The organism is Terrihalobacillus insolitus (assembly GCF_028416575.1).
GTDB classification, from domain to species: Bacteria; Bacillota; Bacilli; order Bacillales; family Amphibacillaceae; genus Terrihalobacillus; species Terrihalobacillus insolitus.
Window position 1 is genome coordinate 129782 of the sequence record NZ_JAMQKB010000004.1, and the last position, 25508, is coordinate 155289.

Sequence of the window (25508 nt, forward strand, 5' to 3'; positions counted from 1 at the left end):
GTGATGAACATCGATGAGTACGTGATTTACTAGAATAAATTATAGGAGGTATTTAAAATGGCAAAAACAGAAACAGAAGTGAAGCAAGTAAAAGGTCAAAAGGTCAAAATGACACCAAGCGAAGCGATCGTAGAAACACTAGTTGCAGAAGGAGTAAAAGAAGTTTATGGAATCTTAGGGTCTGCATTTATGGATATGCTCGATTTACTTCCAACGGCTGGAATTCGTTTCTTGCCAGTACGTCATGAACAAACAACAGCCCATATGGCAGATGCCTATACGCGTGTGACAGGAATAGCTGGTGTAGTCGTTGGTCAAAATGGCCCTGGGATTACAAATATGGTAACTTCAGTGGCAGCAGCCAATCAAGCACATACTCCTATGGTGGTCATTTCACCGTCAGCAGGTACGCCAACCGTTGGGTGGGATGGTTTCCAAGAATGTAATCAAGTATCTGTATTTGAGGACATTACGAAAGAAACGGTTCGAGTGACACATGTTAGCCGTGTAGCAGACTGTTTGCGTACAGCATTCCGAATTGCGTATGCGGAACGTGGCCCAGTATTGTTTGATATCCCCCGTGATTACTTTTACGGAGAACTAGAAGATAAAATTTTGGAACCTTATCAGTACCGTACAGATTCTCGCGGAAGTGGCGACACTACACAGTTAGATCATGCAGTTGAACTACTAAAAAGCGCAGAATATCCAGTAATTATTTCCGGTCGAGGAACAGTGGATTCTGACGGGATTGAAGAAGTAAAAGGAATTGCTGAACTTCTTACGGCTCCTGTGGCAGTTTCCTATATGCATAATGATGCGTTTCCAGATAATCATCCATTAGCGGTAGGCCCAATTGGATATATGGGATCAAAAGCAGCTATGAACACGTTGAAAAAAGCGGATGTTGTGCTCGCTATCGGCACAAGGTTATCCGTGTTCGGTACGCTACCTTGTTATGACATTGATTATTTTCCGAAAAAAGCAAAAATCATTCAAGTCGATATTAATCCGCGGAATATTGCGCGTACACATCCAATTGAAGTTGGCTTGATCGCCGATGCAAAGGCAGCAAGTGCCGAACTTTTAAAACGCTTAAAAGAACAAGTACCAAATCCTGAGCAAAAGACAGATCGCCTTCAAGAAGTTACGAGTGTAAAGGAAAAATGGGAAGAGGAACTCGTCTCATTAGCCATGGTAGATGGAAACCCAATAAATCCTCGTCGTGCATTACTAGAGTTGATGAAAGCAGTGCCAGAGGGAACAATGATATCAACAGATATTGGAAATGTCTCTTCTACAGCCAATGCATATCTGAAATTCAACCAGGGACGTAAGCATATTGCAGCACTCACATTTGGAAACACGGGATTTGCTTATCCTGCTGCATTGGGAGCGAAATTGGGTGATCCGAATAGTCCAGCCGTTGCAATTATCGGCGATGGTGCATGGGGAATGAGCTTGCACGAAGTAAGTACAGCTGTTGAACAAAATATTCCAGTCGTCGCTTGTGTGTTCAATAATAACGCATGGTGTGCAGAGAAGAAGAACCAAGTAGATTACTATAATAATCGTTTTGTCGGTGCAGACATTGATTCACCTGATTTTGCTGAAGTAGCCAGATCAATGGGGGCACAAGGATACCGAGTAGATAAACCAGAGGATGTTGGTCCAGTAATCGCGGAAGCAATCAAATCCAATAAGCCAACTGTTATCGACATCCAGGTAGACGGAACTCAATTGGCTCCACCATTTAGAAAAGACGCATTAAAAATGCCAACACGTCACTTGCCTAAATATAAACATCTAGATTTTGAAAACTGGGGCAAAGAATAGAATTACGATCGTTTAAAAAGGTGAACTAGGAAGATCGCGAAAAAGCGATTTGAAGAGTAACGGGTTGACTTCAGAGGTGCAAACAATTAAATAGCATCGAAAAACACACGAGGTTTCTCATATTAGATCTCGTGTGTGTTTTTTTGTTGTATTATCTATTGAAATAGTAAAACTACCGTTGTACGAGAAATTGTCTAACGGTTTCCATCTGGCAGTCCTACAGTTTTGTGAAATTTAATCCAAGACCATAGCTCATGCTTTTAAACCTCTTAAAGATTTATAGACGTGGGACAGCATATATAAAAGTATAATGTTCGATGCAGGCTTCTACCTTTTTTTTAGATGATTATTTCTGCTTTCTTGCATAATGGAACGTACAGAGAGCGTGTTGATTCTTTGTTCATGGTCTTCCAAGGTAATCCTTAATTCGTCTGTTTTCACATCAATATGCTTTGTGATTTCCTCAAAATAGGGTCCTAGTCCATTAATAAGGTTATCCTTTAAGGCTGTTTGACCTTGTTGTAATTTGTCTTGACCTTGCTGTAGTTTGTCTTGTCCGTGTTGTAATTTGTCTTGTCCTATCTGCAAATTCACTAGCTTATTATCAAATTCCTCTTGTCCCAACTGCAAATTCACTAGCTTATTATCAAATTCCTCTTGTCCTTTCTGCAAATTCACTAGCTTATTATCAAATTCCTCTTGTCCCATCCGCAAATTCACTAGCTTATTATCAAATTCCTCTTGTCCCAACTGCAAATTCACTAGCTTATTATCAAATTCCTCTTGTCCCAACTGCAAATTCACTAGCTTATTATCAAATTCCTCTTGTCCCAACTGCAAATTCACTAGTTTATTATCAAATTCCTCTTGTCCTTTCTGCAAGCGATTGAGCTGGGAAAGTACACCATTTTGTCATTTCTCTAAACCATCTAATTTGCTTAAAATAGAATCTAATTTTTCCACGGCAGATGCCTCCTTAATTATATTTCAATTATATCATGTAATCATTGTGCCAGCCTAAAAGTAAAAATCAGAAAGTGAGCATAGAAATAATATGAATAGCTTATTTTATCATGTTGAAAAAGTGATATTTTTATAGTTGCAAAAAGCTTGTCATATCAAAAATCGTCAAAAAAATGGTTTATTTATATAAAAAAAGAAAGTACCCTGCTAAGAAGGAGGGTACTGTTGCTCAATTAGAGGTTGATTGAGTGCCATATTAAGCGTCGATTTTAGCAAAGTCATTCTTTTTCTCTTCCGTGTGCCCACTATTATCAAGGGTCTTTCCAAAAACATTGTAATCAAGTGTTTCCTTAGGGATACTAGCCAGTTCTTTTCGTTTAACTGCGTAAAAGATAAGTCCGAGTGCAACCCATACTAGAAGAGCAATCCACGAAGGTGTCCCTAGAAATCCAGGCGAGCCAGGTACAACGAGTAATAGGAAAAAGCCTATACTACTGATGACCCCTAAAAGGGTAATGAATTTTTTAGTAGGTGAAACAAGTAATGCGCTGTCTCCTGTTGATTCCGACCATCTGAATAGCTTGTATGCCACTGCACAACAATAGAAATAGGCAATAGTTACGCCGATAGCTGACATATCTACAACCCATAACAATGCTTGTCGACCAAAGAATGGTGCAAATAAAGTGATGATACATGTGAATATAATTCCTACATAAGGAGTTGCGTACTTTGGGTGTAGTTTAGCGAATGCGCGCGGCAGTATATTGGCTCTCCCCATTGCAAACAACAACCTACTTGTAGATACATAGAAACCGTTTAAACCAGTGAAAATCCCCATACATAACGATAGTGAAAGTAATAAAACTCCAACAATACCATAGGCATTATTAACTACATCACCTGTTCCCCATATTGTTTCTTGATTGACAAGAGTTTGCCAAGGCATTGCAACAGCAGTAGCGATAATGGTTAACGAATAGGTGATAGCAGCACAAATTAATGCGATTACGATCAGTTTAAATGCTTTTTTTGGAGAAAAATTAAATTCTTCTGCTGCTTGGGGAATATTATCGAATCCAACGTAAGCCCAAGGAGAAATAGCAACGATTGCAATAATAGCTGCAAAAGCACTTACTCCAGGGTTAAAGAAAGGCTGAATATTTGTAAATGAACTACTAGGATGAAGAATCATAGATATTGTTAATAGCACAACACCGACGATTAGTGTAATACAAAAGACGAATTGCGAAAAACCAGATAATTTGGTGCCACGTATATTTAAGTACGCAAAGGCAATCAGTGCAATGGTAGCGATCAAAACCTCCCCGAAATATACATCCCATCCAGCAATATTATACATAAGACCTTGCATGGCAAAACTAGGTAGAACAAATTTGGCTAATAACGCAAGTGCTGAGGCATTAAGAGCGACAATACTCATATAACCTAATGTTAAAAACCATCCGCAAAGGTATGCGTGATAGCGTCCAAATCCATAATAGGCATATGCAAATTCTCCACCAGATACAGGTATTTTTTCAATTAGATATCCATAACTAACCCCAATTATGATCATCAAAAGAGCACCAATGCTAAATCCTATAATAACTCCAAGTGGACCAGCTGTTGCCATCCAATCAACAGGTAAAACAAAAGCTCCCCATCCCACTGCAGAACCAAAAGCAATTGCCCATACCCAGTGTGGTTTCAATGTCTTTTTTAATTCATTCCTTTCTTCCATTTTTTATCTCCCTTCAAGGTTTGTTGGAAGCGCTGCCAAAATAAAGATTTAAAGAAATTTGATATAATCAACTTAAGAGCCCTAAGATGATTATATTAAAACAGATATACTCATTTAATTCAATATATTCTGTAAATTATCACTATTCAAAATTCAGATAACAATTATTTTAATATTTGATAAGTTATAAACTATTTTTTAGGCTGTTTTATGGGATTAAAAGAATAGAGGAATAGAAGGGAAGAAGACCGTTGCTTCTTTATGTAAGCCTTTCGTTTTTTCAAGATAAGAAATCAAGCAAGGGTATATTGAAAGTTCTAAATCCTATGGTGAAAACTTATTTGGAGCCTTTGGTTTGAGCTCTCACCACAGGACTTGAAAGTATGACGAACTTTTTTTCTTTACTTATTCATTCGACAACTTCAATACATCAAGCAATTTAAAAAATAAAGCGAGCAGAATGGCGATAATCGTTGCAAGCCCCATTCCTTTTAATTCAACCGTACCAATTTGTACTGCGGCTCCACTAATTCCGATAACTAAAACGACACATGTTAAAATCAGATTCTGCGAGTTACTATAATCAACTTTTGATTCTACTAGCATGCGAATCCCGCTAGCAGCAATAATGCCAAAGAGTAGTAAAGAAATACCACCCATAACTGGTGTTGGAATGGAAGAAATCAAGGCAGCCAGTTTACCAAAAAAGGAAAGGAAAATGGCGATTGCAGCGGCCATACCTATGATCCATGTAGAATAAACTTTTGTGATTGCCAACACTCCAATATTTTCACCATATGTTGTGTTTGGGGTTGCTCCTACTAAACTGGACAGGATGGTTGATATCCCGTTTCCTGCTAATGAGCGGTCGAGACCTGGGTCTTTTGCTAAATCTTTCTTAACAATATTACTCGTTACAAAAAGGTGCCCGATGTGTTCTGGAACCAGAACGAGTGCTGCTGGAATAATCATTAAAATATCAGACATGTTAAATTTAATTTGATAGTATTGCGGCAAAGAAATCCAGGCAGCTTCTTGCACTTTCGTAAAATCAACTAATCCAAACATATATGCAATAACATAACCAGCGATGATGCCGATTAAAATAGGGATAATCTTAAAGAATCCGCGAAGTGTTACCCAACAAATAATGGTGATGGCTAACGTTAATAATGAAACCGCTGCTACTTTTGGATCCATAGCCCATTCTGCTCCAGCGTCACTAGGTGCAATCCACCCAGCCATTTGTGCTGCGGTAGGCACTAACTCAAGACCGATAACGGCAACAATTGCGCCCATTGCTGCGGGTGGGAAAATAACATCTATCCATTTTGTTCCAGCAATTCTTACGATATAACCAACAATACACAATATAATACCAACAGCTAGAAAACCGCCTAACACGTAACTATATCCATCTCCACCTGAATATTTGCCTAATACGGCAAGTACGGGAGAAATGAATGCAAAACTTGAACCGAGATAGGCTGGAATTTTACCTTTAGTAATGAAAATATAGAGCAATGTACCGATACCATTCATTAATAGGATTGTTGCTGGGTCAACACCAAATATAACGGGCACTAAAACCGTAGATCCAAACATTGCAAATAAGTGCTGCAGGCCTAAAGGTAAGCTTTGTGAAAAAGGTAATCGTTCATTGACTTGTATTTCTCTTTGTTCCATTTTTTTCTCTCCTTTATGATGTTGTTCAAAAAGTCATCAAATCATAAGTGGGGCAACTCATAATTGGCTTGGTTCTAACTTGTCTGCTTTTTGAACACGCACTTTGTAATATAGTTGAAGATCGTATAAGCTTGGTTATCCTTCTATGGAAGATGAAAAAGCACCTTGCCCACTATAGGCAAGGTGCTTTATGCACACATAAAAATCTAGATTAAGAGATTCAATCTACTGATTTTTATTGTAAACAGACCACGTCTGTTCCACCTTGCCAGTCTCACAGGACTGAATTAAAGGTAACCGTATAAACTTTTCTAAGTAATTATCACAAGTTATCACGAGGATGTCAATAGTTTTCTTGTAATATGCGAGCATCTATTATCGTGAAGTTAGAGTATGCGGAATTGTTCTAGAGCATGTAATCTTTCACGCCCACAGACTAAGAGAAAGGTTGAAGTGCAGTAGGACATATCGAAGAGTATCACTGCCAACACCTGAGCTTCAGCTTTAGTTGCATGATCATTTGTTTATAGAGCCATTCGAACATAATTTTTCATAAATTCCGCTCTTTTTCTTTAGTATAATCTTACCACCTTAAACAATTGAGATTGAATTAAAAACATTGTACTTTCATACTATTTTCTAAAAAGTATTGTTTTATTTAACTGTGTGGCAGGAGTTGAAGAAGGAATAATTAATTTCTATATCGAATCAAGTAAGAAATGGTTGTTATAACCAATGGAAGATTATAAATAGAAGGCAATTAGGATGCGTAGGAGGAGAATATGGAATCTAAGCTAATTATCATACGAGGAAACTCTGGGAGTGGGAAAACAACGACTGCGAAAAGTCTTCAAAATCATTTGGGGCATGGAACGCTATTGGTTTCTCAAGATGTCGTACGACGTGAAATGTTGAAAGTTGACGATAGAGAAGGGAACCTTTCAATTGATTTGATTCGTCAAATTGCAGAATATGGTAAATATAAATGTGAATTTGTTATTGTAGAGGGAATCTTGTATAAAAGTCGTTATGGTGAAATGCTGAATTACTTAATCCAGTTCTATAACCAAAAGACATATACTTATTATTTTGATTTATCCTTTGAGGAAACAGTCAATCGTCACAACTCTAGTTCGAAAAAGATGGAATTTGGAGAAGATTCTTTACGTGCTTGGTGGAATCCAAACGATTATCTTGGCGTGGATGGAGAAACAATATTGACTAATGATATGTTACAGAACGATGTATTGAAACTGGTTATAAATCAACTGCAAAAGTAATTGTTTGATTTGAAACAATAATGTTCTTTTACTACTATATATCATATGGAGGGAAGCGAAAATGGACAAGCCTTCCATTGGTGCTCTTGAGGATTTGTTAATTGAAGTAAAAGAGCAATCACATGTGTTGAATCGGATGTTTTTCTCTGTTATCAATCAAAAGGTTCGGATGAAATCGGTCATACAGCATACTTGGGCAACCATTCATGAATTTCGGTTGGAATATTCACTATTGGATGGAGAAGAGCCTGATCAGACTATTCAGAAGGTGGCTGGACAGTTATCACGTATGAGAAGCCTTGTCATGGAGGAAGAATTCATATTGCAATGGAAAAGGAGTATTCAGTTTTCCGTCGTTTTGTAGAACAGTTTGAGAAGAACATTGTACGAAAACTTTATTTTGAAGATACTGGTGTTTGGTCTGAAAAAGTTGGTGGTCTTCCATGGGCTGCGAAATAATAGAAAAAAGTGAAGTGACCATTCGAAGATATGTTTTTGCAGAAAAGATAAAGGCGTACAAAATCATTAAAAAGTGGTGGGTACCGTTGAGGAAACACAAAAAGTTGTAAAAAAGAAATGAGTGGGGGAAATCAATGGACAACGAAATACGGCAGGCTGGAATGATTAACCAACGAGTTATTGACTTACTAGGGCTTACAAACGTAAGTCCCAATACCCCCATTTTAGTTGGGACAACCAATGTTGAACACATGAAAAAACACCATCCCAATGACTTTGAACAATATGGTTGTCACCTTGAAGATATTTTGCATTCTCCTACATACGTAGCCAAGCACCCCTCAAACGGATCTATCCAATACATTAAAGTTTATCAAGAGGGGGATGACCACGTCATGGTAGCCGTCCGTATAACAACGAAAGGAACTGTGTTTGCTAGGACACTATTTGTTATGTCAGAAAACAAAGTTCAACGATATAAAGAAAGAGGTGCTCTAAAAGAATATTAAACTTTTAATCATTTTCAAAAAAAGAAGGAGATATGATTGCATGATCCGTTTGAACCTATTAAAAGCATCAATCAAATACAAGAGACTTTATCCTCACGTGCCTTACCACAATTGCAACAACATGAAGTTTATGGCCTCTATCATCGAAGGTATTGATTTTGAACCCTTAAGCCAGTACATCCCAAACTAAACAGACTAAAGAGGAAGAAGTTGAAGAGAAAGACGATGAAGTTCATATCACCCGTCCTCAATACTTCCACACTGCAACGAAATTAGTGGTTGTCGTTAATGTCGTTGATGCTAGAATAGAAAAAGCTAATATAGATATAGAAACAATTGAGAAGTGGAAAAAGGTGGTCAAACCTGTGATCGAGGTGTTAATTGCCATTCTACTTGGGTGGGCAGTAAGTAATGTCCCTTTACATGAGATGAAATATTGTTAAAACGTTTCAAAATGTAGTGGAGACAATATTCAATTACGATTTAGATGGTGGAGATGTTGAGGATGAATCTTTAAATAAAACTCATAGAATAGAGGAGGAAAAATAATGGACCAATGGCCATTTTTATAGTCGTATGGGAACCCCTGTGGCATATTCTCAAGATGGAACTCATATTTATCTGTTTAATGGTGAGCCAGTAGGATATTTCGCAAGTGAGTAAATCTATTCCATTTCTGATAAACATCTAGGAATATTTCAAGATGGTTGGGTGCAAGAGATAATCAAGGTCGAGTCAGAATTATCATCAGAATCCTACTTTTCACAATGATAGAAGATAGGAGTCTATAAAACTATAACAGCAAAAAAGGCCATGGAATTTATCCATGACCTTTCGTCTTCGAAGGAATCTAAGGCAGGGTGGCAATCCTGCATCTCCTAACTTTGGGTGACGGCTGCCTGTTCCGTCCTCAAAGATTCCTTCTCTTTAGTTTTATGCAATTTTAGTTCACAATATACTCTGAAGTGAAACTAACTTCTTCTAAAATCATTATAAACGTAACAGATAGTGAATGCAAGACATCACAGAGGAATGCAGAGCTGACGCATAAAAAATATTAAAAATCTCGCGAAGTGCTCATATTACTTTTAAAAAATTTCGTGACCACGAAATTAAATTTTTAAGAAAAAATTGCTAGGAGTTTAGTTTATCCATCACATTCCTCCCATATTTTTTACCCTTTTTTACACACAAGTAGCCAGCCTATCGTGATTCAATAAACCACGGAAAGGACAGCCATGCTTATTTGTAATATCGGCGGGTGTTTTTTTCATCCACAAACCAACCGCAACTGATATTTCGATTTAATCAGATTGCGAATCCTATCTGTGTCCAATGATCTTTCGCTCATGACACGATAAATCTTAGTAATGAAGCCTTGAATACCAACTTCTTTTACATGATCATGTAGTGATTCCATATGAAGTGCCATTTCGTTTACCAGGCGGGCAATATGCATTAAATAATGATATCCCTTCATGGCATCCCAATCATAAGAAAAAATGTGTTCATACTGATATCCTTGATGTTTTTCTTTTAAAATATTATTCTCATGTAACCAACGATTTCGAGCATACAAATTGCAACGCTCGTGGACATTTTTCTGATTTATAGGCGTACTCGAAATCCAGGCATAGCGTGAGGCTTGCATCTCGATTTGCCCTTCTTTATTGACCTCCTCCCAACGTTCTTCACAAATGACAACATGCACGGTCTGGACTTTTGAATCATTTAATCCGTAGTTATATTCGATATCATTGACCCAGCGGAAGTGTTGATCCCGACCTTTCCATATTTGTACATGGGTGAAGTCCCGACTCGCATCCAAAGATAATAGACCGTTCACGTCCTTCCATACCGATGGGAGAGATTTATCTTTGAACACAATCATAAATTGCCATTTGTTTCTGCGGCACGCCTCTAAGACAGGACCGTTAGCGTACAGCCCATCCAATAAAAGTGTCATTGGCAGTTTTGGGAAGTGCTTTTTTAGTTGCTTCGTCAGTCGGTGAAACGCCTTTATTTCACAATCCTGTTTCCAATCCTCGTACTTCTCAATGGCTTCCAGTTCCTTGCTGTTTTCTAAAAACTCACTCGCAAGGGGTAATACCATTCCATTAGAAAATACGAGAACAGCCTCCAATACATATGCATAATACTGATACTCCCCGCCACTTCCTTTGATTTTTCGGCGAAGGTATTTCTCATCCCATTGTTCCTTCATCGTATACTTTTGCGTTCCATCAACCGCAACAAGATAACGCTTGTTGTATAACAAATCTTGGAACATCTTATTACGTATCAACTTCTTAAGCAACCCAACGTAGGTCTTTTTTATTTGTTCAACTTCTATTTTTTCTAGGAGACGACATAACGTATCTTGGTGTGGCATGTCTTCTAGTTCTGGGTAAATGCCCCGCAAGTTTTCCAGTAGCTGCGGTCCCGTCATGCCTTGGTTTGTTTTTCGGCGTGATGTCATTTGGAACACAAACATAAAAATACCATAAATCATCAGCACCGTTATTTTATGCCTGACTTTCTTTGGACTCCTTGGATCAGGTATTTTCCCCAATTTTTTTAGTAGGCCTGGCAGTAGCCGCCCGTATACTTTGATTTTTTCTTCTATTGTCAACTGAATCATTTGTTGTTCTTCTTCTGGTGTTTTTGAGGAGCACTTGCGGTTGGGTAGTGTCTGGGTTGGTGGATAGTTCTTTCCTTGCTGCTTCTTCCGCTCACGTAGTTCCTGCTGTTTTCTTTTTCGTGCCGCACGGTTAAGGGCGATGTCTGAGTTATTGATGCTCATTAGTCGACACCGCCTTTTGCGGACAGAATGTCTCGGAAGTCTGAGCGTAGTGGGTACATATAAATGCGCTTTGGGGTAGAGGGATATTGTTTATTTCGATCCATTCTTCCCCGCCCAGCCGTTTGTCCGACTTCCGTCCAATTGGCAGCTTGGTAACATGTGCCTTTATAATGTTCCATATCTACAAAGGTTTCAAGAAGCACTGGGGCATAGCCATATCGCTCCCACCAATCTGTAGGAATCTGTTTGGCTACCAATGCCAAAGCATGACTCGCTAAATTCTTGATTCGAACCCATGGGAAAATAAGAAATCGTGTATTATTGACGATCAAGTGGAGACGCTGAGCCCGATCAGTCTCATTCCACCCAATCCACTGATCTCGATCAGCTAATGCCCAAGCAGATGCGGAAAATAACAGTGCACCTAGATAGCGAGAGCCTTCTGAAGTTGATCCAGTGATAAAATAACGTTGATAAGCCCCAAATGGCCGTCTGTAGCCCAATTTGTGATACCGCTCAACATACTCATTCCATAACTTTCTACTTTCTTTTGTTGCTGCGATTTCCAAGTGAACAGGGGTAACATCGGATACACTTCCCTGTATGACATTCCCAGGCTCCGTCTGCCACCCTAGTTGAACTACTTCCTTACGACGTTTCGTGCGGAATTGTATCTCAGGAAGGTCAATTTGTCCTTCAGCTTCTAGTTTCTTCAAAAGACTTTTACTTGAAGCAATTTTGTATTTACCTTTTGGTGTAAACCAATCGAGTCCTTCACATATAGTCAAGGCCAATTCATTAAAACTAAGCTGCGGAAACAATTCAATTGTTTCTTTAACGTCATCAAGTTCGGCTTGAGTAAATATACGTCCGCATAACAATCTAGTATCTTTTTCAGAATCTATGGACATCATGTTCCCCTCCTTAGAGTATCCCACTCAATTGTCCCATATCTTGAAAAAGAAGTCCAGACTTGTTTTGCGAAAAAATTTATTTAATTATTTCTCTAACCCTTACCACTCATGACTCGAAAATTTCATGCGTCAGTTCTGAGAGGAATGGGTTTAACAGCAGGTCTAGCACTCAATCGACATGGTTTAAAGTTTAACTTAGAAAGACTGGAGTAACAATAGCCTGCTTTATACCAGACATTTTAAGTGGCATTTTGGATATAGAGAGTAAACGAATAGACAAGTTTGTTAGAGTATTGGAGAAAAATTAATTCAGCAAATTATAAAAGGTCAAAAAACAGCCACATGTTCACCCAAAGAATTATACACTGATGGAGAACTTAAAGAGTTATATCAAATAAAAGGGAAATATGTGACTGTAATGGATAAAAGTAATGAACCATTAAGGACGAGCTCTATCAATTACCGGCCTCGTTCGCGCTCTCATCCCCTTGATGAGGAGGTGTTTGCAGTACATCAAGTGATCCAGCCTATTTTTTGTCTCCCCAAGCTATTTGTTTTTTTCATTCCGAAGATCCACAATAATCCGTAACCCAATCAAACTAACGAGTAGCCATGCCCCACCAGCAGCAAATCCAGCTAATACATCACTCGGATAATGTACCCCGAGATAAACTCTGCTTAGACCGATCATAAAAATTACCAAAGCTGCCAGTATGCCAATTCCAATCTTTATATTTTTCTTTTCAACAAAAAGGATTAGAAAATAGCCAATCATACCGAAAAAGATAATAGATCCCATTGCATGGCCACTCGGAAAGCTGTACCCTGATACATCAATTAATCTTAAAACGTTAGGTCTTTGTCGCTGAAAAATCCACTTGAGTAATTGGTTAAAAAGCCCTCCACCTGCACTAGCAAAAAATAAAAACAAAGCTTCCCACTTTTTCTTTTGCCATACCATCAAAATACTAGAAAGGATCACCAAAAAAATAATTGTGTTGACCGACCCAATGAAAGTGAAAAATTTCATGATCCATGTTAATTGAGGATTGATCCATGCTTGTACCCAATCCATCACCATAACGTCGAACTTAAATAGTTCTTTTTCTAGTAGTTCATCTGCGAACTTTGCAAAAGTGTACGTAAATATGGACAAAAAAATGAGGGAAAAGAAAAGAAACCTATTTGTAGCTAGTGTGAACGTCCTTTTATTTAACATGTTATAGCTCCTTATTGCTAAGTATGCATTTTTTTATTTTAAGAGGTTGTTCAAAAAGTCACCAAATGATAAGCGGCGCATTTCTTCGTTGGCTTGTTTTTCCGTTGCTCACGTATTAAAAGCATACGCTGCGCTACTCAAAACTACGCCGCCTCGACCTGCTTGCTTCTAATTTGCCGACTTTTTGAACACGCACTTTAAATGAAACACCCTCTAAACACGAAGGAAGTTATCCTTCATTATTATTCTATATGTTACACTAAAAATCATTCCCATCATTTAATGGGTTGCTACTTTCGGATACTTTCAGTAGTATAGAAAAGTGAACAAGTAGGTATTGCTTTGAAAAGAGGGTTATCATGAATAAAACATCCATTTACGGATTTACATTAGAACAACTAACTGCCTGGCTTATCGAGCGCGGGCAACAGAAATTTAGGGCAAAGCAGATTTGGGATTGGTTGTATAAGAAACGGGTAACAGCATTCTCTAGTATGACAAACCTTAATCAGGAATGTTTGAACTTGCTAGAGGAAAACTTTTATATCCAAACATTGACAGAGGATATAAAGCAGGAGTCTAAGGATGGTACGATTAAATTTTTGTTCAAGTTACAGGATGGAAATTTAATTGAAACTGTCTTAATGCGGTTTAATTACGGATTATCTGTTTGTGTGACAACACAGGTAGGCTGCAACATTGGATGTACGTTTTGTGCTAGTGGTTTATTAACGAAAAGCCGAGATTTGTCCAGTGGTGAAATTGTCGAACAAATTATGAACGTCCAACACCATTTAGATGAAGTGGGGCAGGGTGAACGAGTGAGCCATATTGTTGTAATGGGAATTGGTGAGCCATTTGACAATTTCAATAACATGGTAGATTTCTTACGTGTCGTCAATGATCAAAAAGGGCTTTCCATTGGTGCAAGACACATCACTGTATCGACAAGTGGCCTAGCACACAAAATATATGAGTTTGCAGACATTGATTTGCAGGTGAATTTAGCGGTATCTTTGCATGCACCAAATAACGAGCTTCGTACCCGTATTATGAAAATTAACAAAGCATTCCCGCTAGAAAAATTAATGCCAGCAATCGATTACTATTTAGAAAAAACGAACCGTAGAATCACATTTGAATATATTTTATTAAAAGACGTAAACGACCATAAAGAAGAGGCAAGACAATTAGTCAAACTTTTAAGTGATAAACGTCATCTATCCTACGTGAACTTAATTCCTTATAATCCTGTTGATGAACACAATCAATACGATCGAAGTGAAAAAGAAGCAATCCTTGGTTTCTATGAAGTATTGTTAACAAACGGGATAAAGTGTGGTGTCCGTACAGAACACGGCACAGATATCGATGCAGCATGTGGACAACTAAGGAGCAAACAGATTAAAAAAGCGACCTAAGCCAACTCAAACATATTGAACTTAAAAAAGCGTATCCATGCAAGTGGATACGCTTTTTTAACAGATAAGAAAGTATACAGCTTTGGCGTTTCGCTATCTAGCTTCATCTTCTCAAGGTATTAGCCAGTCTTTATCGTGTAAAGAACTCCTCTCTACAAGGCTTGCATAAACTTGTCAGATTGATTAAAAGCCGATGAAGGACAAATCCCGCGCATTTGAGCAAAGAAAAGAGGTTCATAGAGCCGATGAAGGACAAATCCCGCGCATTTGAGCGAAAAAAGTGGTTCATAGAGCTGATGAAGGACAAATCCCCCGCATTCGAGCGAAAAAAGAGGTTCATAGAGCTGATGAAGGGCAAATCCCCCGCATTTGAGCAAAGAAAAGAGGTTCATAGAGCCGATGAAGGACAAATCCCCCGCATTTGAGCGAAAAAAGTGGTTCATAAAGCCGATGAAGGTACTTTTTGCTTTTTAAATGATAATAAGTTTCCTGAACTAAAGTTATAACTTCTCCACTTCAACCTTCTTTCTCCTGATTTTGAATTTTTTGGACAAAAATTGTAATACAACTACTCCTAATGGTCCATATTAAGACAAAAGCAGAAAAAGAGGAGTTGAGTGTTAGCATATGGAGGAAAATGGTTTTACCCTCAAAGTGAATGAGAGTGAGATTCAAGCAAGGAAAGGGCAATCCATCCTAGAAGCTGCGCTAGAGAGTAACGTGTATATCCCTGGCATTTGTTCATCACAACCAGATTTGGGTATTGGTGTCATACAAACGTGTGATACGTGTTATGTCGAAGTAAATGGACAATTAAAGCGAGCATGTGCGACTGAAGTCGAGCCCAATATGGTAGTTAATTCTGTTTCTGACATAGCCAAAGAAGCTCAATTAGAAGGCATGTCACGTATTTTAAAAAATCATGAGCTTTATTGTACTGTATGTGATAATAACAATGGGAATTGTGTCGTACATAATACAGCTGAATACTTAGAACTAGACCATCAAAAATATGAATTTAAACCAAAGCCCTATCCACCAGATAATACACACCCTTTTTATCGTTATGAACCAGACCAATGTATTTTGTGTGGACTTTGTGTGGAGGCATGTCAAGATCTCCAAGTAAGTGAAGTACTAAGCATTGATTGGGACAGAGAGGAACCACGAGTCATTTGGGATAACGATGTACCGATTGATCAATCGTCTTGTGTATCGTGTGGCCACTGTGTGTCGGTCTGTCCTTGTAATGCATTAATGGAAAAATCAATGCTCGGTGAAGCAGGTTATATGACAGGTATGCCTAAAAATATTCTAGAACCTATGATCGACCTAACAAAAGAGGTGGAACCAGGCTATAACGAAATATTTACCATTTCCAATGTTGAAGCAACGATGCGAGAAGATCGCATCCAAAAAACGAAAACCGTTTGTACATACTGTGGTGTAGGATGTAGCTTTGAAGTGTGGACGAAGGGAAGAGAAATTCTTAAGGTCCAACCACAAGAAAACGCCCCTGTTAATGGGATCTCCACCTGTATAAAAGGGAAATTCGGATGGGATTTTGTGAATAGCGAAGAACGTTTGACAAAACCACTTATCCGAAAAGGAGATACATTTTACGAAGCTACCTGGGATGAAGCATTAAGCTTAATGGCTGAAAAATTTCAAGCTATTAAAGAAAAGGAAGGAGCAGACGCTCTTGGGTTTATTTCTTCTTCAAAATGTTCAAACGAGGAAAATTATTTGTTTCAAAAGCTTGCTCGGTCTATTTTTGAAACGAATAACATTGACAACTGCTCACGATATTGTCAAACACCAGCATCTGCTGGATTAATGCGGACAGTAGGTATTGGCGGGGATTCTGGAACGATTGAAGATATCGCAAGTGCTGATCTAGTAGTTGTGGTTGGGGCAAACCCTTCTGAATCGCATCCAGTGTTAGCTACTAGAGTAAAACGCGCGCAAAAATTACGTGATCAAAAACTACTTGTTGCCGATTTAAGAAAAAATGAACTGGCTGATCGAGCGGATCTGCACATCCATCCAAAGCCAGGTTCCGATCTTGTCTGGCTATCTGCCGTCACTAAATATATTCTCGACAAAGGATGGGAGGACAAAACGTTCTTAATGGAGCGTGTCAATAATGTAGAGAAATTCAAAGAATCACTAGAAAAATTCACACTTGATTATGCAGAGGAAATGTCAGGGTTGTCTAAAGATACATTAATCAAAGTGGCCGAAATGATACATGAGTCAAAAGGAACTTGCATTTTATGGGCAATGGGAGTGACCCAACACCTTGGAGGTACGGATACGAGTACCGCAATTTGCAATCTCCTTTTAGTCACAGGTAACTTTGGAAAACCTGGTGCTGGAGGATTTCCACTTCGGGGACATAACAATGTCCAAGGGGCAAGTGACTTTGGTACAATGCCGAATTGGTTGCCAGGATACGAGCCAGTAGAAAACGATGAAGTTCGTTCTCGTTATGAACAAGCATGGGGTACGAAAATTCCCAAACATCCAGGACTAAACAATCATCAAATAGTCGAAGCAATTACAGATGAACGTGTGAAAGGCATGTATTTATTCGGTGAAGAAATGGGGTTAGTCGATTCGAATATTAATTACGTTCATGAAGCATTTGAAAAACTAGAATTTTTTGTCGTTCAGGACATTTTCTTTTCTAAAACAGCACAATATGCAGATGTTGTCTTACCAGCAGCACCAAGTCTTGAAAAAGAAGGAACGTTTACCAACACAGAAAGAAGAATTCAACGATTCCATCAAGTATTTGAGCCATTAGGAGACTGTAAGCCTGACTGGGAAATTTTCCGTGACTTTGCAAATAAGCTGGGTGCGAATTGGAACTACACACATCCATCTGACATTATGGAAGAGGTATCCAAACTGGCGCCAATCTTTGCTGGTGTTAGCTATGAACACTTGGAAGGATGGGACAGTCAAATTTGGCCAGTGAAACCGAGCGGGGAGAGTACCCCTTTATTATATACAGATAAGTTTAAGTTTTTGGATGGAAAAGCTCGACTATTCCCAGTTGATTGGACACCACCACAGGAGTTCGGTGAAGAGTTTGATCTGCACTTAAACAACGGGAGATTATTGGAACAATTCCATGAAGGGAACATGACAGATCGATCAGAAGGGATTCATCGTATCGTTCCTGGTCCATGGTTAGAAGTATCGAAAGAGTTAGCTGAAGAGCGGAATATTGAAACAGGTGCGCTTGTTCGGTTAACTTCTCCCTATGGAAAAGTGAAGATTCGGGTACTCGTAACAGAAAGGGTAACAGGGAAGGAATTGTACTTGCCGATGAATACTGTGGATAATGAAAAAGCGGTAAATAAATTGACAAGCAGCTATTATGATAAAGACACACATACACCTAATTATAAAGAGGCTCAAGTAAAAATGGAGCTACTCGAACAATTTGGTGAATCTCCTTTACCGTCCAATAATTTCCGCTTTGGTAATCCGCAGCCACATATTGGAGTGGAAATTGAAAAGAAATGGAATAGACCAGATTTCATTCCCGTTCCTGAAACACTTGAAAGTGAGGGGCTCATAAATGGCAAAAGCGACTACGCAAATTGAGAAAAAAGAAAGCAATGTGGAAGAGGAACGCGCTGAAGATATTGCTGCAATTATGAAACAGATTGCAGACAATCGTGAAGCAATTCAAGATAGTTTGATCATCCTTCAAGAGCTTCATCAATCAGGAGTCCTTGATATGGTAAAAGGCTTATTAAGAACAAGGGAAAAGGTTGGTGTTCTTGCAATGGAACAAATAAACCAGCCTGGGATGCATAACATTATGAGAAATGGAATGAACAGTATCGAGTTACTTGCGTCGTTAGATCCAGATCAATTAAAAACAGTGTTTGGCGGATTAACCCAAGGATTACAGAAAGCCTCGGAAAGCATAGAAACAAATGAGCAGATGGGCGCTTGGGGTATGTTGAAGTCAATGAGGGATCCCAACGTAAAAACGTCTTTAAACACGATGGCCCATTTTTTAAATGGTATGGGGGAAGGTTTAAATAATAAAAAAACCCACTAATGAGGAAGGTGAAACAATGATTATACACAAGCTTGCTATTCCAAACCTGCCTAAGCAAGACGAACAAAAGATCAGTGAAGCTTTACTCGATGTTTGGGGTGTGCGTAACGTTAAAATGAACGCACAAACAAAAGAGGCTATCATTTCTTACGATGAAAAAGCTGGATCCTTACAAGACTTTCAGCAAGCCATCATTGACATGGGATATGAAGCTGAAGTAGTAGAAGGAGGGCAAAACAGTGGCCAGAATTTGTGAGGTATGTGGCCGTGTGGAAGAAGTAGAAGAAGCAGTGCATCCTTACGATATTTTAGATGTTTGTCCTGCATGTACCGAACAAGTTATACATCGAACGCCAGAGTTAGAATAGAATGAGAATAAGAAGGATTATCCTGTTCAAGGATGATCCTTCTTATGTTAAAGTCAACAAATAAGCGAACATTTCAAACGGAAACTGGCCGAGTGAACTGAACATAAGGTCATGAAACCAAAGAGAGTTGAAACTGTTAAATGAAAAAGCAATATTATGTTAATCGTTAGACATGGAGTTCTTAGAAGAGAGCCTTTTTTAACTTGTGTTTCTTCATCTCAAGCCCTAGGAATCTTAAAAACAAACTGAAATTAGGATAAAGTTACAAAACAAAATTGTTTATTCCGAGTAAATTACTCTGTATAATAGGGATATAGGAAGGGGAATAAACATGACAATTCCAAAACCACTTGTACAGGTGAATCAATCATTTATCGTTATAACAGTAGTATTAGCACTTTTTATTGATAAGTCCATTCTTTTGCTCCCATTTCTCATTGGAACTTATACGCTAATGACAAGAATAAATCCGATTATCCAGTTAGGAAAAAAGCTTTTATCCAAGCCATTGGATCAATATGTCCAAGAGGATAAAGACCAGCAAATGTTTAACCAATGGATCGCCACGATTTGCTTGGGGCTCTCTCTCATCTTGTTCTATTTCAATTTCTCTGTTCTAGGATATTTGTTTAGCATGATGGTCATTGTAGCAGCGGGTGTTGCACTAATGGGTTATTGTATTGGTTGTACGATTCGTTATCGATACATCATGTGGAAACATAAGAGAATCAAACTGCATAATTAAACAAATTAGGGAGCAAAGTTAAAGTTAGTCAAATAGCAGAAGATAGATAGGATGAAAAAAATGAAGAACGAGATTCGTTTAAAAATAAAAGATAAGTTTGCTAACAAATTCAAAGCTGGTTTCCCTCATTTATTTGAAGAAGCAATTTTAAATATCGAAGTTTTAAAAAGTGAAGGAACGATAATTAACTTAGTTGACGAAAAGGATAACTTTCTTGGTAGGGGTTATTATGGTAAACAAAATAAAGGCTATGGTTGGGTGCTAACGCAAAAAAAAAGTCAACCAATTGATCAACAGTTTTTTGATAGCAAAATGAGCTTTGCGCTTAATCAACGGCGTTCATTTTACCAGGATTACAATACTACTGCTTTTCGCGTTTTTAATGGTGAGGGAGACGGCATCGGTGGTTTGACAATTGATTATTATGACGGTTTTTACTTGCTAAACTGGTATAGTCAGGGTATTTATAAATTTAAGGACTTGATTATCCAATCGTTAAAGAATCTAGTTGATTTTAAAGGTGTTTATCAGAAAAAACGGTTTGATGTTGGTGGTAAATATATGGAAGAAGATGATTTTGTAGCAGGAGAACGAGGAGAATTTCCGATTATTGTTAAAGAAAATGGTGTGAACTTTGCCGTATATTTGAATGAGGGTCCGATGACTGGTATATTTTTGGATCAAAGAGAGGTAAGAAAAACAATTAGAGACAAGTATGCACAAGGAAAAACAGTGCTAAACACATTCTCTTATACGGGCGCTTTTTCCGTGTTTGCCGCGTTAGGAGGAGCAAAGAAAACAACAAGCGTAGATCTCGCCAATCGTAGTTTTCCCAAAACGGTAGAGCAATTTCATGTAAACGGTATAGATGAGAAAGAGCAGGAAATTCGAGTAATGGATGTCTTTCATTATTTCAAATATGCAGTTAAAAAGAAGATTACCTTTGATATAGTTGTCCTAGACCCCCCAAGCTTCGCTAGATCGAAGAAGCATACATTTAGTGCTGCCAAGGATTATGTAAGCTTGCTTAAAGATACAATTGCTATTACAGACGACGAAGGCTTAATAGTCGCTTCTACTAATTTCGGAGGGTTTGGTATGGACAAGTTTAAAGGATTCATCGACAAAGCCTTTAAAGAATCAAAAGGGAACTACAAGATTATCGAGGAGTTCACACTTCCTGAAGATTTCAAAACCATGAAGCAGTTTAAACAAGGAGATTATCTTAAGGTTGCTTTTATAAGAAAAACAACGTGAACTAGTGACTACTTAACGCGCTAACAGGTTTGTGGATGATTTTTATTTAAAAAGAACACCTCCCAGGATGAAGGAGGTGTTCAAGTTAATCAAACAATACACTAACAGATTTCTGTTCGAACACGCGATTAATCGCATCACTTAATAGTGGTGCAACCGTTAGTTGGGTGATCTTATCTATTCTTTTCTCCTCTGTGAGAGGAATACTATTTGTAACAATTAATTCTTTTAGCTGTGAGCTTTGGAGTTTTTCGATTGCCATTCCAGATAATACAGGATGTGTACAGCATGCATACACTTCTTTTGCGCCATTTTCAATTAATGCGTGTGTTCCAGTGGTCACCCTTGTTCCAGTATCGATAATATCATCGATTAGAATAGCAGTCTTTCCTTTGATATGACCAACAACATTTATTTCTCTAGCAAAATTCTTGGTTGGATTGCGTTTATCAATGATCGCAATAGGTGCTTTTAGTCGATCTGCCAATTGACGAGCCCATTTAACACTACCGTGATCTGGAGCTACAACAACGACATCATCTAAATTCTTTTGACTAAGGTAATCGGACAGAATTGGAATGCCAACTAACTGGTCAACTGGTATATTGAAAAATCCTTGAATCTGAGTTGCGTGTAAATCCAATGAAATCACTCTAGATGCTCCAGCTGATTGAATCAAACCAGCGATCAGTTTAGCTGTAATCGGTTCTCTTGAACGGGCTTTTCGATCTTGACGAGCATAGCCATAATAAGGAATGACGACGTTAATTGTCCCTGCAGACGCTCGTTTAAGTGCATCAATCATGATTAATAGCTCCATGATATTTTGATTAACTGGTTCGCTGGTCGATTGAATAACAAAAACCTCACAACCTCTGACGCTTTCTTCGATGTTGATTTGTATCTCTCCATCACTAAACGTTTGAACAGTACACTCTCCAAGTTCCAATCCCATATTAGACGCAATTTCCTCTGCAAGTGCAGGGTTTGAATTTAGAGTAAATAGTTTTAGCTTTGCATTTTGATTTTGATAATCGTTTAACACGACTAAATCCCTCCTGTACGACCTTTTACGCTATATGTACTATTACTACGATAGCATAAATTGCTTTTAAACGCACTAAAGTGCCACTGGGTTAATACTAGAGATAATAACAAGTTTCATCACAGACAGTTTTGAACATTAAAAAAGAGAACACGCAGGTGTTCTCTTTAACTTTCCATTTCGAATTCCATATCCATATCCATTTTTTGGAACAGAAGAAGCGGCATTTTAAAGACAAAAGCAGTAACAATAACTACACCTATGACCATCCCGATAATAACAATAATGCTACTTACTGAAAGTCCACTAGCTCCAACAATATTAGCAATGTTGCAGCCAGGTGCCATTCTGGATGAAACACCCATGATCAAACCGCCACCTATTGCATAAGGCATACGTGCTGCCTTTGGTTTACGGATTCTGAATTGCCCGCTTAAAATTGCGGACAAAAAGGCCCCGACGATAATGAAGATCACAAGTGTTTCCTCAGGCCCCAAGCCAATTACAGGAAATCCAGCAAACATTTGATTTAAATAAACATTGTTGTAAACAAATTGATCACCAAAAATTAATGAAAGCGCAACACCACCGATCCGAGTCTCTGGACCTGTCAAGCTAATCGATGACATCATCACAAATTGTACGGTAGCCGTTATGCCAAACAAGGCAGCAACAAGGCGGATATCCCAGTGCTCCTTCTTAAATGGGTTACCTTTAAAATCAGCAAATGATTCCTTAAAACCTTGAAAAAACCCTTTTATGCCAAATTGACGGATGGCGATAAATATCATGAGTCCTACAATTAAAAGCGGTAAAAATAAATATGGTAAATTCAATTGAAACAGACTATATCCTTGATCCGTAACTAATAGCGGTTTGAAATAGTAATCTTCCGCCCAAGGATTGTAAATAAATGAAAACAGAAGGTTACCAACAATCATACTTGCCAGCACGATCCAAAAATGGATATAACCCATTCCACTTCTATATAACGTTCCCGATGCACAGCTCCCTGCAATAGTCATACCAACTCCGAATAGGATCCCACCAATAAGATTGGACCAGCCAATTGGTGTTGTCCACACTTGCTCTATAGAAGCAAGCCCTAATGTTAAAACGGTACCCCAACCTAATAGCACGGTTGCAACAAGAATTAATACACCCTTACCGACACGCGAATCCTTTACACTGATAAAGTCACGGACTGATGCTACAAAGCAAAAGTCCGCTTTTTGCAGTAATATTCCATAAGTCAAGCCAAAGATGGCAGCATAAAGAAAGAATTCAGGTGTAAAGCCCATCTCGTCACCTTCAATTCAGTTAATTTTTTTTCAAATAAATTTTATATTCACCTTTTTTGGAGATAATACCGAGTACTTCTCCGTATTTGTTCATTTTCATTGCAGCTGGGATTGTTTTCGTCGCAATCGAATGATCTGTTACCTCCATAACGACTTCACCTATCTTTGCCTTTTTCAAACCAGCAAGCGCCATATTTAACGTATGCGGACAAACTTCACCGATCGCATCTATAACATGATCCGGCTCCAATACTTCAAGTTCTTCTTGAGTCATACCCATTTCAATCCGCTCCCTTTTTATAAAGTTCTCTTAAGTCTTTAACAATGTTTTCTTCGCCAGTTTTGATCTCACTTTTCCATTCGAGCATCCCACCAGCATAATTCCTAACTTTATCAAACCCGTTTGATTTAAAAAATTTCGCCACCTCATGGCTACGTCTACCACTTCGACACACAAATATATATTCCTCATCACGTTCGAATTGATCGATTACATCAACGATTTCTCCCATCGGAAGAAGAGGAATACCAGGAATGTGTCCATCTGTGTATTCCTCGACTTCTCTTACATCGAGGAGTATTGGGGAATTTTCACCCTGTTGTACAATCCTCACCAATTCATCATATTCAATTTGTGAAATTCCTTCCTTTTTATATCCCATAAGATCACCTGTTTGTAGAAAATTATGATTCAATCGGGGTGTTAGGGTCATTTCCCCATTCAGCCCATGAACCTTCGTAAGGCTTCACCTGATCATACCCCATTAGACGAAGAACGAAATACGTATGTGCTCCACGTGCATTCGTTTGACAGTAAGGCACAATCGTTTTATCTTGTGCGACGCCTGTTTCTTCAAATTGATTTGCCAATTCCTCCGAAGATTTAAATACAGGAACACCGTCTTTTTCTGTCATTGCCGTCGTCCATTCTAAGTTAATTGCATTTGGAATGTGACCACCTCGATCAGCACGGACATCGTCACCACTGTACTCCTCGGGAGAACGTACATCTAAAAGAACGGTATCCTCTTTATCAATCTTACTTTCTACTTCTTCTTTGGTTGAGACAAGTTGCTTTTGAGCTTCAGCAATGAAATTCCCTTTTTCAATTGTTGGTGCTTCCGTAGATACTTCTTCTCCAGCATTAAGCCAAGCGGTAAATCCGCCATTTAATATTTTCACATTTTCTTTACCATAATACTCTAATGCATAAAAAAGTCTTGCTGCGCTCATACTATTTCCAGCATCATAAGCAACAACAGTTGTATCTTCATTGATCCCAAGTTCCTGTATGAAACTACTAAACGGATCGGCAGGTAAAAGAAAGCCTTCTACAGGATTGTTTGGATCGTTCACATCTTGCCATGTTGCACTTACTGCACCAGGGATGTGACCACCTTCATAATCATCACCACGCATATCCACAAAACGCACATTTTCATTATCAAGATTTTCCTTGACCCATTCGATGTCAACAAGCAAATCATCGTTTGGATAAGCCGCTTGTTCACTGCTTGATTCTTGCTCACCATTATCCTTGTCAGCCGATGTAGTATCACTTTCGCTAGTACTTGAGCATCCAGCAAGAATGAATCCTATGAAACTAAAAACGATCATGAAGCCTATAAATTTTATTTTCAATTCGGTTCCCCCTATTGTTAGTTGATTTATGACACCATATATAGTAACATTAATCCTACCTGTTTACAATGGATTAATTTCTTAATTATATACCCGTATATGAGGTTTTTCAAAAAGTCACCAAATGATAAGCGACGCATCAGCTTGCCCACGACGGGCTCGGCTAGCGTTTGGCGTTCCGTTACTCAAAACTGCACCGCCTCGATCTGCTGGCTTCTGATTTGTCGGCTTTT

23 protein-coding genes are annotated in these 25508 nt (G+C 38.5%); 12 read left to right on the forward strand and 11 right to left on the reverse strand.

All coding sequences use genetic code 11. The annotated features are described in order from the left end of the window. Positions 1-57: 57 nt before the first annotated feature. The gene (gene xsc / locus NC797_RS06470) at positions 58-1836 is read left to right on the forward strand and encodes a sulfoacetaldehyde acetyltransferase (protein WP_272435951.1); all 1779 of its coding nucleotides are present in this window, start codon (positions 58-60) and stop codon (positions 1834-1836) included. Between the two features lie 327 nt (positions 1837-2163). Here xsc and NC797_RS06475 read toward each other — a convergent pair whose 3' ends face one another. The 3 genes from NC797_RS06475 to uraA all read right to left on the reverse strand — a co-directional run bounded on the left by NC797_RS06475 (position 2164) and on the right by uraA (position 6229). After that, positions 2164-2682 (reverse strand): hypothetical protein, encoded by a 519-nt coding sequence (locus NC797_RS06475; RefSeq protein ID WP_272435952.1) that lies wholly within the window; start codon positions 2680-2682, stop codon positions 2164-2166. A 373-nt stretch (positions 2683-3055) separates the two neighbouring features. Next, positions 3056-4543, reverse strand: a complete 1488-nt coding sequence (locus NC797_RS06480) for an APC family permease (RefSeq protein ID WP_272435953.1) — start codon at positions 4541-4543, stop codon at positions 3056-3058. A gap of 405 nt (positions 4544-4948) precedes the next feature. Further along, a complete protein-coding gene (gene uraA / locus NC797_RS06485; RefSeq protein WP_272435954.1) occupies positions 4949-6229 on the reverse strand; it encodes a uracil permease in 1281 nt (426 codons plus the stop codon). Between the two features lie 782 nt (positions 6230-7011). Between uraA and NC797_RS06490 the strand changes: the two genes are divergently transcribed. The 4 genes from NC797_RS06490 (at position 7012) to NC797_RS18415 (ending at position 9140) form a co-directional block, all read left to right on the forward strand. Continuing rightward, the gene (locus tag NC797_RS06490; protein ID WP_272435955.1) at positions 7012-7509 is read left to right on the forward strand and encodes a kinase; all 498 of its coding nucleotides are present in this window, start codon (positions 7012-7014) and stop codon (positions 7507-7509) included. Between the two features lie 61 nt (positions 7510-7570). Continuing rightward, positions 7571-7873 carry a hypothetical protein gene (locus NC797_RS06495; protein WP_272435956.1) on the forward strand — a complete coding sequence of 101 codons (303 nt, stop codon included), beginning with the start codon at positions 7571-7573 and terminating at the stop codon, positions 7871-7873. 229 nt (positions 7874-8102) lie between these two features. Further along, entirely contained in the window at positions 8103-8477 is a 375-nt protein-coding gene (locus NC797_RS06500; protein WP_272435957.1) for a PBECR3 domain-containing polyvalent protein, read from the forward strand. Between the two features lie 576 nt (positions 8478-9053). After that, entirely contained in the window at positions 9054-9140 is an 87-nt protein-coding gene (locus tag NC797_RS18415) for a hypothetical protein (protein WP_417168691.1), read from the forward strand. Between the two features lie 607 nt (positions 9141-9747). Here NC797_RS18415 and NC797_RS06505 read toward each other — a convergent pair. From NC797_RS06505 to NC797_RS06515, 3 genes are all read right to left on the reverse strand, one after another. Then, entirely contained in the window at positions 9748-11280 is a 1533-nt protein-coding gene (locus NC797_RS06505; protein WP_272435958.1) for a transposase family protein, read from the reverse strand. Further along, positions 11280-12191 carry a DUF4338 domain-containing protein gene (locus NC797_RS06510; protein WP_272435959.1) on the reverse strand — a complete coding sequence of 304 codons (912 nt, stop codon included), beginning with the start codon at positions 12189-12191 and terminating at the stop codon, positions 11280-11282. Before NC797_RS06510 ends, NC797_RS06505 begins: the two co-directional genes overlap by 1 nt. Before the next feature lie 550 nt (positions 12192-12741). Next, entirely contained in the window at positions 12742-13413 is a 672-nt protein-coding gene (locus NC797_RS06515) for a phosphatase PAP2 family protein (RefSeq protein ID WP_272435960.1), read from the reverse strand. A 359-nt stretch (positions 13414-13772) separates the two neighbouring features. Here NC797_RS06515 and rlmN point away from each other — a divergent pair, with 359 nt between their 5' ends. From rlmN to NC797_RS06550, 7 genes are all read left to right on the forward strand, one after another. Further along, positions 13773-14834, forward strand: a complete 1062-nt coding sequence (gene rlmN, locus NC797_RS06520; protein WP_272435961.1) for a dual-specificity RNA methyltransferase RlmN — start codon at positions 13773-13775, stop codon at positions 14832-14834. Positions 14835-15461: 627 nt separating this feature from the next. Then, positions 15462-18452 (forward strand): formate dehydrogenase subunit alpha, encoded by a 2991-nt coding sequence (gene fdhF, locus NC797_RS06525; protein ID WP_272435962.1) that lies wholly within the window; start codon positions 15462-15464, stop codon positions 18450-18452. Further along, a complete protein-coding gene (locus NC797_RS06530; protein ID WP_272435963.1) occupies positions 18427-18918 on the forward strand; it encodes a helical membrane plugin domain-containing protein in 492 nt (163 codons plus the stop codon). The genes fdhF and NC797_RS06530 overlap by 26 nt, the downstream gene beginning before the upstream one ends. Before the next feature lie 16 nt (positions 18919-18934). Next, positions 18935-19174, forward strand: a complete 240-nt coding sequence (locus NC797_RS06535) for a heavy-metal-associated domain-containing protein (RefSeq protein WP_272435964.1) — start codon at positions 18935-18937, stop codon at positions 19172-19174. Further along, positions 19158-19286: a hypothetical protein gene (locus NC797_RS06540; RefSeq protein ID WP_272435965.1), complete on the forward strand. Its 129-nt coding sequence runs from the start codon at positions 19158-19160 to the stop codon at positions 19284-19286. The genes NC797_RS06535 and NC797_RS06540 overlap by 17 nt, the downstream gene beginning before the upstream one ends. Before the next feature lie 331 nt (positions 19287-19617). Beyond that, positions 19618-20031, forward strand: coding sequence for a DUF4395 domain-containing protein (locus NC797_RS06545; RefSeq protein ID WP_272435966.1), 414 nt, complete (start codon positions 19618-19620; stop codon positions 20029-20031). 60 nt (positions 20032-20091) lie between these two features. Then, positions 20092-21288: a class I SAM-dependent rRNA methyltransferase gene (locus NC797_RS06550; RefSeq protein WP_272435967.1), complete on the forward strand. Its 1197-nt coding sequence runs from the start codon at positions 20092-20094 to the stop codon at positions 21286-21288. A gap of 85 nt (positions 21289-21373) precedes the next feature. On the opposite strand, the gene NC797_RS06555 is transcribed toward NC797_RS06550, so the two are convergent. The 5 genes from NC797_RS06555 to NC797_RS06575 form a co-directional block, all read right to left on the reverse strand. Further along, positions 21374-22333, reverse strand: coding sequence for a ribose-phosphate diphosphokinase (locus NC797_RS06555; RefSeq protein WP_272435968.1), 960 nt, complete (start codon positions 22331-22333; stop codon positions 21374-21376). Between the two features lie 167 nt (positions 22334-22500). Next, the gene (locus NC797_RS06560; RefSeq protein ID WP_272435969.1) at positions 22501-23634 is read right to left on the reverse strand and encodes a YeeE/YedE family protein; all 1134 of its coding nucleotides are present in this window, start codon (positions 23632-23634) and stop codon (positions 22501-22503) included. Between the two features lie 19 nt (positions 23635-23653). After that, positions 23654-23914: a sulfurtransferase TusA family protein gene (locus NC797_RS06565; protein WP_272435970.1), complete on the reverse strand. Its 261-nt coding sequence runs from the start codon at positions 23912-23914 to the stop codon at positions 23654-23656. Between the two features lies 1 nt (position 23915). Further along, positions 23916-24296: a rhodanese-like domain-containing protein gene (locus NC797_RS06570; protein WP_272435971.1), complete on the reverse strand. Its 381-nt coding sequence runs from the start codon at positions 24294-24296 to the stop codon at positions 23916-23918. Positions 24297-24318: 22 nt separating this feature from the next. Beyond that, positions 24319-25275, reverse strand: a complete 957-nt coding sequence (locus NC797_RS06575) for a sulfurtransferase (RefSeq protein WP_272435972.1) — start codon at positions 25273-25275, stop codon at positions 24319-24321. Positions 25276-25508 lie beyond the last annotated feature (233 nt).